The organism is Brevundimonas sp. EYE_349 (assembly GCF_023147505.1).
GTDB lineage: Bacteria > Pseudomonadota > Alphaproteobacteria > Caulobacterales > Caulobacteraceae > Brevundimonas.
This window is the reverse complement of the sequence record NZ_JAHXPB010000012.1, coordinates 39,377-49,595: the sequence shown is the minus strand read 5'-3', so window position 1 is coordinate 49,595 and position 10,219 is coordinate 39,377. Positions and strand designations below refer to the sequence as shown.

The following is a 10,219-nucleotide window of genomic DNA, read 5'->3' as shown; positions in this document are numbered from 1 at the left end:
GCCGGCTCGGAAGGTGACCCGTTCCATCCACGAAGACGCCAGGGACGTCGCCCGCGACATCGCCAGGGCCGACGCCTACGTCACCTCCCGACGCGAACGGAAGAAGGTCGAGATGCTGTTCGCACACCTCATCCGGTTTCCCGTCGCAGAGATCTCCACCGTGGCGGTCTGCGAGCCCTTGTAGAACTTGATCGTCGCCGACGTTCTGATTGCCGTGTTGAGGGCGGTCAGGGCCGCCGATGCGGCGGCGTCAGAGATTCGAAAGGCCATTTGGCTCCTTGGTGAGGGGTTCGGAGCATTTTGCTCCGCAGCCCACCCATGAGTGTCCGACGCGAAATCGGTGGAGAACTGCCCCACCGCGTTCTCAGATCCCAAGAACGAGGGTATCCAGCGCGCAAACGGGGATTTGGCGTGGCCGCTTCGGACTTTTATCTGACACTCTTCGCGGTTCCGGCGACCGGTCCGCGCGACGGCGGTTTGGAGGATCGCGTCAAAGCCTTTCTGGAATCGTCTCCGATGACGGAGTCGCTGGATGACGCCAAATTTGCCGACGTCATCGGTTCGGCGAGCAAGGCCGACTACTTGCTGGCCAACCGGGCGTTCATCTTCGAACTGAAGACGCTGAACGGCGACCCCAAGGATCGCGTCGAGAACCGTCTTCGCGAGCGGTTCGCTCAGCCGGGCGGCCCGATCGTCTTCGGCCAAGTCGGCCTCAGTCAGATCGTTGACGGCCTGGATGACAGCCAAGCGGTTTATAAGGCCGTTCTCGACCTCTCGTCGCGGGCCGTCCGACGCCATCTCCAGAAAACCAACGAGCAAGTCGCGTCCACTCGGGAGGGCCTGTCGCTGGACGATGCGGCCGGAATGCTCGTCCTGATGAACGACGGCGAGCCTATGATCGACGCGGCTTGCATCGGCTATTCAATCAAGGCGGCCATTGAGGCCGTCGAAAGCGGCTATCCCGAGATCAGATACGTCTTGGCCATCATTGAGAGCCACAGGATCAGGCTACCGGGTGGCGGTGAGGGCTACCCCCTGCTTTTGGTCTGCCGCCAAACCGACATCCCGATCCAAGACGCCCAGTTCCTGGGCCTGATGCTGGATAGCTGGGCGAAGGCACACGGAGCCGGTCTCGTTCGGATCAGTCATCACGGCGATTGGTCGGCGATGGACCCCATCTACGACGGCGGTCCGCCCGTCCTGAGTCCCTATCGGTAGGTTCGCCGTCTTCCTGACCCAACCTGCCTGATGGGAGAGGCCGCTTTGGACACCTATGCTGAGCGGCTGCGACCTGCCCAGCAGTCGACGTTCCCAACCGCCGTTAAGAGTCACGAGCGGCTGCTGAAGTGCACCGTCCGACTAGTGCCGGACGAGGACCTGGTGGCTGAACAACAACTTCGCAGCCGGGTTTCTGGCCAGTTTCTGGGCAGCGGCTATGTACGGAAATCAGCTAAGTTATTGAAGGAAATGGTGGACGCGACAGGGATTGAACCTGTGACCCCCTCGATGTCAACGAGGTGCTCTCCCGCTGAGCTACGCATCCGCCGTAGGGCTCCGAAAAAGCGGTTCGGAGCGGGAAGAGCGGTCGTATAGCGGCGCGGCCTGTCGGCATCAAGCCGATTTCACGGCAAGAAAGAGATTTCTCGAAAAACGTCGTCGGACAAAGGCGTCAGGCGGCGACCATGCGCTCGACCTCGTTGACCAGGTCGCGCAGATGGACGGGCTTGGACAGGACCTTGGCGTCCGGCTTGGCCTGGGCGGCGGTCAGGGCGACGGCGGCGAAGCCGGTGATGAACATGATGCGTAGGCCCGGCTGGCGAGCGGCGGCGACGCGCGCCACCTCGATCCCGTCCGCGCCCGGCATGACGATGTCGGTCAAAAGCAGGTCGTAGGGGCCGTGTTCCAAGGCGTCGATGGCGTCGTCGCCATTCTCGCAGTCGATCACCTGGTGGCCCGCACGCTCCAGCGCCCGGGTCAGAAACCCGCGCAGGGAGCCGTCGTCTTCGGCCAGGAGGATACGCGCCATGGAGAAACACCCTTGAAACTGACGGCCAGCCTAGGGCCCCAACGGTAAACCGCCCATGAAATTCAACGATCAGCCGACTTCCTTCCACAGCGAAACCCGCTATGCCGGGGCATGACCGACGTCGGCGACAGCTTCTGCATCACCCCGGCGTCGCCGACGGCCGAGGCCACGGCCCTGGTGTTCGCCTCGCCCCATTCGGGCGACCTCTATCCCGAGGACATGGGCGCCACGCCGGGCCTGACCGCCGCCAGCCTGAGAAGCGCCGAGGACGCCCTGGTCGCCCAACTGATCGCCGATGGGCCGCGTTGGGGCGCGTCGCTGATCGAGGGTCGGATCGGCCGGGCCTATGTCGATCTGAACCGAGATCCGGGCGAACTGGACCCCGCCCTGATCGAGGGTTTGGACGGCCCGGTCGGGGCCAAGACGGCGGCGGGCTATGGGGTGCTGCCGCGCCTGGCCGGCGACGGCACGCCGCTCTACGCGCGGCGCATGAGGCGGGAAGAGGCCGAGACGCGAATCGAGACAGTCCACCGCCCCTATCACAAGGCGCTGGGAGAACTGATGCAGGCGACGCGGGCGCGGCGCGGGCGGGCGGTGCTGATCGACTGGCATTCCATGCCGGCGCGTGCGGCGGGGGTCGAAGTGGTGCTGGGCGACCGTTATGGCTCGGCCTGCAGCGCACGACTGACCCGCAGGCTGCGCGACCTGTTCGAGGGACTGGGGTGGCGGGTGTCGCTGAACCGCCCTTACGCCGGGGGATGGTCCACGCAATGCTGGGGCCGGCCGGACGAGGGGTATGAAGCCATCCAGATCGAGATCAGCCGGGGCCTTTACCTGAACGAGGCGACCCTGACGCCCAGCGCCGGCTATGGCCGCACGCACAAGGCGCTGAGCCGGGTCATCGCCGCCCTGTGCGCGGAACGCTGGGCTGACTGATCGTTGATCAGATCAAAAAAAAGCCGCACCCGAGGGTGCGGCATATAAGTCTATAGGGAGGAAACGCCCAGGAAGGGCAAGACGTCCGGAGACGTCGAAGAACAATCTAGGTTGCGATGCACAATGGGTCAAGGCCCCAGTTGTCACGCCGTGTTACGTAATTCCAACGTTCTGACTACGTCCTAGACCAAAGTCGAACATGCAGCCGATTTCGCAGGTGCGAAGACGCAAGGATCAATGCTCCAGCAGACGGCGCGCATTTCGGATTGCGCGGGCGGCCGGCGACGCCTCCTGGCGATAGATCAGAAGGCCGAACGACGACGCCACGCCCAGCGCCAGCCACAACGGCCCGAACAGCCAGGCCGCCGCCGCCAGGGCGAAGTAATAGCCGCGCACCCCCTGGCTGAACGAACTGAGCGCCGGGTTCAGCAACTGGCCCGCCGCCTCGCTGAACGCCTTGCGGTCGGTATTGGAATGCAACTCCGGCGCCGATCCGATCAGAGCCAGGGCGTAGTTCATCTGACGCAGGGCCCAGATGAAATCCAGGAAGCCGCGCGCCAGGCAGATCAGCACCAGGGCCAGCTTGGCCTCCAATATCCGGGTCGGCACATTCTCGGCCCCGACCGCCGCGAATCCCTGCAGAGCGCTCTCGCCGCCAAACAATATGCCCGCCACCGCCGCGATCAGCAGCAGATTGGTCGAGGCGAAGAAGGAGGCGGAGTTGATGGAATGACCCATCAGCTGGCTGTCGATCAGCTTCATCTCCCGGTGCGTCATGGATCGCATCCACATGGCGCGCACATGGGTCATGTCGTCGTTCAGCGACCCGCCCTTCCTGCTGATGAAGGACAGGATGGGTCCATAGCCCAGCCAGCAGATGAAGAAGAGGGCCAGCGCCGCCCAGTCGATCCAGGTCATGACGTCATGATGTCCGCGATCCGCCGGGCCTAGGCAAGCCCGTTCGCCACAGGTCGCGCTTGCCGTTCGCGCCCGCGCGGCCTATCACCCTTCGCCTTTCAGAATTTCGCAGTCGCAGCAAAGACCCGCCATGAACCTGGACGCCATTCCCGTCGGTCCGAACGCCCCCTGGGACATCAACGTCGTCATCGAAATCCCTCAAGGGGGCCTGCCGGTGAAATATGAGATGGACAAGGAATCGGGCGCCCTGTTCGTCGACCGCTTTCTGCACACGGCCATGTATTATCCGGGCAACTACGGCTTCATCCCCCACACCCTGTCTGACGACGGCGATCCGTGCGATGTGATCGTGCTGAACCCCACGCCGGTCGTTCCGGGCTGCGTGATCCGTTCGCGTCCCATCGGCGTGCTGATGATGGTGGACGAGGCCGGCGGCGACGAGAAGATCCTGGCCGTGCCGGTCGACAAGCTGAACCCCTATTACACCGAGATCGCCAGCTACCGTCAGCTGCCGGCCATCCTGATCGAGCAGATCGAGCACTTCTTCACCCGCTACAAGGATCTGGAGAAGGGCAAGTCGGTCACGGTAAAGGGCTGGGGCGACGCAGGCGAAGCTGCCGCCCTGATCGAGGCCGGGATGAAGGCCCATCAGGACAAGCTGGCCAAGAAGGCCGCCAACGCCGCCTGATCCGGCGCAGACAGCGATGAGCCGCAAAAGGCGCTCTCCGGCAGGGGGGCGCCTTTTTTTACTCCGCCTCAGCCCGGCCATTCACGCCTCAGGAGGGCGTACTGAAAGGTGTTGACGTAGATCGGCTGGCCCCGGACATCGTTCACGAAAGAGACAAAATCCCGGAACAGTCCCTCGCGCTGCATGCCCAGCCGTTCGCACAGCCGCTGGGACGCCAGATTGTCATCCTCCACATAGGCGTAGAGACGACGCGCCTGTTTGTCATCAAACAGATGCCGCACCAGGGCGCTCGCCGCTTCGAACGCATAGCCGACCCCGGCGAAGTCGGCGTTGAAGTTCCAGCCGATGGACCAGGTGTCCGGCTCTTCGAAATGGGCGAAGACATCGCCGATCACGCGCCCGTCGGCCTTGGACTGGACGGCGATGTATTCGCCGGCTGCACCACGCTTGGCCGCCTCGGCTTCAGCAGCCTCCATGTCGGCCAGTTGCATCGACAGGAAGCAATCGGCGCGGGGCCGATGCAGATAGGCGAACAGGTCGACGGCGTCGCCGGCCTGAAAATCCCTCAGGATCAGCCGATCCGTCTCAATCGATGTCATCCGCAGTCTCCGGTTAGGCGGCCACAGTCCTAGCGCAGGACGGCGGCGGGCACGGCGCGACATGACGCCCCTGACCGGCCCGAGGATTACACCGATTTCATTTGAGCCCCAGCGGCGCTTGGGTCCCCATGCCCGTCCTTCGAGGGGAGACCATCATGCGCCACGTCCTGTTCGCCGCCTTTACGGCGCTCGCCGTCCTGTCGTCCGCGCCCGTGACGGCCCAGTCGCCCGCCGCTCCCACACCGCGTGTCCAGGTCGTCGACGGCGACATCGCCCGTTTCTGGGCCGCCTATGACGCCGTGCGCGCCGAGAGCGATCCGGCCCGCCAGCGCGATCTGTTCCAACGGCTCTACATCGACCAGGGCACGCCGGGCCTGGCCGCCTTCATGCAGGCCAAGGGCTATACGATAGACACCTTCCTCGACGCGATCCGCGCCTATCCGGCCTATTGGGACACGGTGCGTCCGCGCACGGCCCTGGCGGGTCAGGCGCTGGAGAAGCTGGAGATCCATCTGGCGCGACTGCGCGAACTTTATCCCGACCTGCGTCCCGCCAGCGTCTATTTCGAGGTCGGCGCCCTGCGCTCGGCCGGCACGACCCAGGACGACAAGGTGCTGATCGGGGTCGAGATGGCTGCCGGCGACGCCAGCGTGGACCTGTCGCAGATGCCGCCCAATCTGAAGCGCTTCTTCACCACCTATTTCGCCAGCGATCCGCTGGAGAACCTGGACCTGCTGGCTGCGCACGAGGTGGTCCACACCCAACAGCGGGGCGAGCGCCAGACCCTGCTGGCCCAGGTGGTGTATGAAGGCGTCGCCGATTTCGTGGCCGAAAAAGCCACCGGCCGGCTGCCGAAACTGCCCTATGTGACCTATGGCCCGGCCCACGATGCGGCGATCAGGACGGCCTTCCGCGCCGACATGAACGGCGAGGACTTCAGCGGCTGGCTGTACAATGGGGTCAACAACCCGTTCGGCACGGCCGACCTAGGCTATTACGTCGGCTATGTCATCGCCAGCCGCTACTATGACCGCGCGCCGGACAAGGCGGCCGCGATAAAGACGATGCTGGAACTGGACTATGCCGATCAGGCGGCGGTGCAGGCTTTCGTCGACGGCTCGGGCTATCTGGACGCGGGCGTTTGATCGAGGATTTGACGCGCCGCGACGCCCTGCCCTCTCCCGCAACGGTTTGCGGCCTCCTATCTGGTCGGCATGACTGAACTGACCCCCCGCGAGATCGTCTCGGAACTGGATCGCTACATCGTCGGCCAGATCGACGCCAAGCGCGCCGTCGCCGTCGCCCTGAGAAACCGCTGGCGCCGGAAGCGCGTGCCGAGCGACCTGCGCGATGAGGTGACGCCCAAGAATATCCTGATGATCGGGCCGACCGGCGCGGGCAAGACCGAGATCGCGCGGCGCCTGGCCAAGCTGGCCGGCTCGCCCTTCCTGAAGGTCGAAGCGACCAAGTTCACCGAGGTCGGCTACGTCGGCCGCGACGTGGACCAGATCGTGCGCGACCTGGTGGAGAGCGCCCTGGTCATGGTGCGCGACCGTCGGCGCGGCGACGTACGGGCCAAGGCCGAGGCCGCCGCGGAGGACCGCATCCTGGACGCCCTGGTCGGGCCGGGCGCGGGGGCTGCGACCCGCGACAGTTTCAGAAAGAAGCTGCGCGCCGGCGAACTGGACGACAAGGAGATCGAGATTTCGCTGGCCGACAACGCCTCGCCAATCCAGGGACTGGACATCCCCGGCGGCGGCAATGTGGGTTTGCTGAACCTGTCGGAGATGCTGGGCAAGATGGGCGGCGGGCGCACCAAGACCGTCAAGCTGACCGTGCGCGACGCGACCCCGCCCCTGATCGCCGAGGAAGGCGACAAGCTGCTGGACCAGGACAGCCTGACCAGCGAGGCCCTGTCGCTGGCCGAGAACGAGGGCATCGTCTTCCTGGACGAGATCGACAAGGTGGCGGCGCGCCAGGGCGCATCCGGCGCCGACGTGTCGCGCGAGGGGGTGCAGCGCGACCTCCTGCCCCTGATCGAGGGGACCACCGTCTCGACCAAATACGGGCCGGTGAAGACCGACCACATCCTGTTCATCGCCTCGGGCGCCTTCCACGTCGCCAAGCCCTCGGACCTGCTGCCCGAGCTTCAGGGCCGGCTGCCGATCCGGGTCGAGCTGAAGGCCCTGACCCGCGACGACTTCAAGCGCATCCTGACCGAGCCGGAAGCCAATCTGATCCGCCAGAACCAGGCCCTGCTGGCCACCGAGGACGTCACCCTGATCTTCACCGACGATGCGGTGGAAGCCATGGCCGATGCGGCGGTGGCGGCCAACAGCGCGGTCGAGAACATCGGCGCCCGCCGGCTTCAGACCGTCCTGGAGCGCGTGCTGGAGGAAACCAGCTTCAGGGCCTCGGACCTGTCCGGCCAGACCGTCACCTTCGACGCCCCGGCGGTGCGCGACCGCATGGACGCCCTGACCAAGGACGTGGACCTGAGCCGGTTCATCCTCTGACACCCAGCGTCATTCCGGGCCCAGCAAGGCGAGGAACCCGGAATGACGATCAGGCGCGCTCGTCGCCTTGTCGGCCGTTGCGCTTCAAGCGGCGCTTCAGCAGCTTGTCGGCCACAGCCTCGGCCTGACGCTGGGTGAAGGCCAGGGCGGCGGGGTTGCCGCGCCGGGCGCCCACGCTGTCGGCGACCATGGCGCCCCGCTCGCCTAGCGGCAGCGGCTTGCCGGTGGTGGTGTCCACGGCGGTCTGATGCTCGATCTCGGCGTTCAGCGCGGCCCCCAGCAGGATCACCTGCACCGACAGCCAGGTCCACAGAAGGAAACCCATCATGGCCGCCAACGGGCCATAGCTGTCGGTCCGCACGAAGTGGCTCAGATACCAGCTGAACGCCAACGACAGGCTGACGCTCAGCGTCGCCGCGAAGATCGCGCCCGGCGTCAGCCAGCGCCAGCGCGCGTTCTGGCGGCACGGGCCGTATCGATAGATGCCCATCAGGGCCAGCACATAACCGGCGAACAGCAGGGGCCAGCGCAAGGGGGCGAACAAACCCCACTCCTCCTCCAGCCCGAACAGGCGCACCACCACCGGCACCCCGACCACCAGGCCCGACGTCACCAGCACCGCCAGCAGGCCGCCGATGGTGAAGGTCAGGCAGGTCAGGTTGTAGCGGATGAAGTTGCGCTTCTCTGTCTCGTGATAGGCGACGTTCAGCCCGTAGAACAGCATCTTGACCGCCCCGTTGGCCGCCCACAGCGACAGGATCAGGGTCCAGATCAGGGTCAGGGTCAACTGGGTGTTGGAGTTCTCGGCCAGCCGTTGCATCTGGGCGCCCAGGAACTCCGCGATACTGTCGGGCATCAGGGCGTAGAGGAACTGAAGCCGCCCCCAGGCGTCGGCCGGATCGGCGAACAGGCCGTACAGCGTCACGAACGAACCCAGCAGCGGGAACAGCGACAACAGGGTAAAGAAGGTCACGCCGCCCGCCACAAAGCCCACGCGGTCGCCGAAATAGGACGCTCCGGCCCGCCAGACGATGTCGGTCCAGCCCTTGCGCGGGATACGGTGCGGACGGTCCGCCAGACGCCCCCGTCCCGGCTCCTTGGCGTCGTAATCGGCGGGCGTGGGCGGGGGCGGCGGCAGGACCTCGGGCCGGGGCGCGCGAAGCTCCACCCCCACCTTGTGCCCCTGGCTGTAGAGCAGATGGGCCGCGCCCGCGCCGGCCGCCAGTCCGCCGGCCGCCGCCGCCAGATAGCGCCACAGGCCGCCGCCCCCCCGCCATCCACGCCGCAGGGGCGAACGGGCCGAGACGGCGGCGGTCAGACGGGACAGGGGCGAGGCGTGCTTGGACATGGACAGGCGAACGGTATAGCTGGCCGCGCGTTCCGCAAATGCTTGAAATCGTCGTCGGCTGGGGCCAATCAACGCCCATGACCGACCCGATCACGCCAAAGCCCGTCGACGACGCCCCCACTCTGCTGACCGCCTGGAAGGCGGCGCAGGCCCGGCTGAAGACCGGCCGCATCGACAGCCCCGCCATCGACGCGCGCCTGCTGCTGGAGGCCGCCGCCGGCGCCAGCCGCATGGACATCCTGACCGACCCCTATCGGCCCATCACCGCCGATCAGCTGAGCGCCTATGAGACCATGGTCGAGCGCCGGATGAGGCGCGAGCCGGTGTCGCGCATCGTCGGCAAGAAGGGGTTCTGGAAGATCATGCTGAATGTCACCCCCGACGTCCTCAGCCCCCGCCCCGACACCGAGACCCTGATGGACGTGGCCATGCTGGCCTTCGCCAAGAACGAGGCGTTCGAGGCCATCGACCTGGGGACCGGCTCGGGGGCGATCCTGCTGGCCCTGCTCAGCGAGCGGCCGGCCGCCAGGGGCGTCGGCACGGATATCTCGTCGGAGGCCCTGGCGGTGGCCAAGGAGAACGCCGCCAATCTGGACCTGAACGAGCGCGCGACCTTCCTGCGCACCGAATGGGCCGCGGGCTTCGGCGACGCCAGCTTCGACCTGGTGCTGTCCAACCCGCCCTATATCCCGACCGACCATATCGCGACCCTGGACCCGGAGGTCCGCGACCACGACCCGCACCTGGCCCTGGACGGCGGCCCCGACGGCCTGCAGGCTTACCGTGACCTCGCGCCCGAGGTGAAACGCATCCTGAAGCCGCTGGGCGTCTTCGCCGTCGAGATCGGCTTCGACCAAGGCCCGCAGGTCAAGGCGCTGTTCGAGGCCGTCGGCTTCACCGACGTCAAGATCATCCAGGACCTGGGCGACCGCGACCGCGTCGTCACCAACGGCCCCGACCCGCGCACCAATCCGATCCCGCAGGACTGACCGAGATCAGACGGTCGGCGGACAAAAACACCGTCTAATTCGTCTAATTCGTCTGAATTGCCCCTCCCCGACCGTGCGATGCGTCCCCTGCGGACGAACCGAGACAGGGTCGCACGGTTCGGGGGCGTGGGCAGGAGGATGACGCTGGCGGGCGGCAGGGTGTTGGAATCGTTCGCGATATGCGTCGCAGATGCGCGGG

11 protein-coding genes and 1 tRNA gene are annotated in these 10,219 nt (G+C 66.1%); 7 read left to right on the top strand and 5 right to left on the bottom strand.

The features are described from left to right. Together KZX42_RS16665 and KZX42_RS16660 are read left to right on the top strand one after the other, a co-directional pair. On the top strand, positions 1–184 hold a 184-nt coding region (locus KZX42_RS16665), incomplete at its 5' end, for a hypothetical protein (RefSeq protein WP_348983651.1). A gap of 227 nt (positions 185–411) precedes the next feature. Next, positions 412–1,218, top strand: coding sequence for a hypothetical protein (locus tag KZX42_RS16660; RefSeq protein WP_248121232.1), 807 nt, complete (start codon positions 412–414; stop codon positions 1,216–1,218). Between the two features lie 250 nt (positions 1,219–1,468). Here KZX42_RS16660 and KZX42_RS16655 read toward each other — a convergent pair. Both KZX42_RS16655 and KZX42_RS16650 read right to left on the bottom strand, forming a co-directional pair. Beyond that, positions 1,469–1,543, bottom strand: a tRNA-Val gene (locus KZX42_RS16655). 126 nt (positions 1,544–1,669) lie between these two features. After that, on the bottom strand, positions 1,670–2,026 hold the full coding sequence (locus KZX42_RS16650) for a response regulator (RefSeq protein ID WP_248121230.1): 357 nt from the start codon (positions 2,024–2,026) through the stop codon (positions 1,670–1,672). A 111-nt stretch (positions 2,027–2,137) separates the two neighbouring features. Between KZX42_RS16650 and KZX42_RS16645 the strand changes: the two genes are divergently transcribed. Continuing rightward, entirely contained in the window at positions 2,138–2,962 is an 825-nt protein-coding gene (locus tag KZX42_RS16645) for an N-formylglutamate amidohydrolase (protein ID WP_248121228.1), read from the top strand. Between the two features lie 234 nt (positions 2,963–3,196). On the opposite strand, the gene KZX42_RS16640 is transcribed toward KZX42_RS16645, so the two are convergent. Further along, entirely contained in the window at positions 3,197–3,880 is a 684-nt protein-coding gene (locus tag KZX42_RS16640; protein WP_248121226.1) for a DUF599 family protein, read from the bottom strand. Between the two features lie 130 nt (positions 3,881–4,010). Here KZX42_RS16640 and ppa point away from each other — a divergent pair, with 130 nt between their 5' ends. Beyond that, positions 4,011–4,568, top strand: coding sequence for an inorganic diphosphatase (ppa, locus tag KZX42_RS16635; protein ID WP_248121224.1), 558 nt, complete (start codon positions 4,011–4,013; stop codon positions 4,566–4,568). Positions 4,569–4,636: 68 nt separating this feature from the next. Here ppa and KZX42_RS16630 read toward each other — a convergent pair whose 3' ends face one another. Next, a complete protein-coding gene (locus KZX42_RS16630) occupies positions 4,637–5,167 on the bottom strand; it encodes a GNAT family protein (protein ID WP_248121222.1) in 531 nt (176 codons plus the stop codon). 155 nt (positions 5,168–5,322) lie between these two features. Here KZX42_RS16630 and KZX42_RS16625 point away from each other — a divergent pair, with 155 nt between their 5' ends. Beyond that, the gene (locus KZX42_RS16625) at positions 5,323–6,312 is read left to right on the top strand and encodes a DUF2268 domain-containing putative Zn-dependent protease (protein WP_248121220.1); all 990 of its coding nucleotides are present in this window, start codon (positions 5,323–5,325) and stop codon (positions 6,310–6,312) included. Positions 6,313–6,381: 69 nt separating this feature from the next. Then, positions 6,382–7,683, top strand: a complete 1,302-nt coding sequence (gene hslU, locus KZX42_RS16620; RefSeq protein WP_248121218.1) for an ATP-dependent protease ATPase subunit HslU — start codon at positions 6,382–6,384, stop codon at positions 7,681–7,683. 49 nt (positions 7,684–7,732) lie between these two features. On the opposite strand, the gene KZX42_RS16615 is transcribed toward hslU, so the two are convergent. Continuing rightward, positions 7,733–9,031 (bottom strand): YihY/virulence factor BrkB family protein, encoded by a 1,299-nt coding sequence (locus KZX42_RS16615; RefSeq protein WP_248121216.1) that lies wholly within the window; start codon positions 9,029–9,031, stop codon positions 7,733–7,735. A 77-nt stretch (positions 9,032–9,108) separates the two neighbouring features. Between KZX42_RS16615 and prmC the strand changes: the two genes are divergently transcribed. Beyond that, a complete protein-coding gene (gene prmC, locus KZX42_RS16610) occupies positions 9,109–10,020 on the top strand; it encodes a peptide chain release factor N(5)-glutamine methyltransferase (protein ID WP_248121214.1) in 912 nt (303 codons plus the stop codon). Positions 10,021–10,219: the final 199 nt, after the last annotated feature.

What these genes read in the sequence shown, in the direction of transcription:
- KZX42_RS16650 (WP_248121230.1), bottom strand. Translation starts at nt 2,026, where the DNA reads ATGGCGCGTATCCTCCTGGCCGAAGACGACGGCTCCCTGCGCGGGTTT.
- KZX42_RS16645 (WP_248121228.1), top strand. Translation starts at nt 2,138, where the DNA reads ATGACCGACGTCGGCGACAGCTTCTGCATCACCCCGGCGTCGCCGACG.
- KZX42_RS16640 (WP_248121226.1), bottom strand. Translation starts at nt 3,880, where the DNA reads ATGACCTGGATCGACTGGGCGGCGCTGGCCCTCTTCTTCATCTGCTGG.
- ppa (WP_248121224.1), top strand. Translation starts at nt 4,011, where the DNA reads ATGAACCTGGACGCCATTCCCGTCGGTCCGAACGCCCCCTGGGACATC.
- KZX42_RS16630 (WP_248121222.1), bottom strand. Translation starts at nt 5,167, where the DNA reads ATGACATCGATTGAGACGGATCGGCTGATCCTGAGGGATTTTCAGGCC.
- KZX42_RS16625 (WP_248121220.1), top strand. Translation starts at nt 5,323, where the DNA reads ATGCGCCACGTCCTGTTCGCCGCCTTTACGGCGCTCGCCGTCCTGTCG.
- hslU (WP_248121218.1), top strand. Translation starts at nt 6,382, where the DNA reads ATGACTGAACTGACCCCCCGCGAGATCGTCTCGGAACTGGATCGCTAC.
- KZX42_RS16615 (WP_248121216.1), bottom strand. Translation starts at nt 9,031, where the DNA reads ATGTCCAAGCACGCCTCGCCCCTGTCCCGTCTGACCGCCGCCGTCTCG.
- prmC (WP_248121214.1), top strand. Translation starts at nt 9,109, where the DNA reads ATGACCGACCCGATCACGCCAAAGCCCGTCGACGACGCCCCCACTCTG.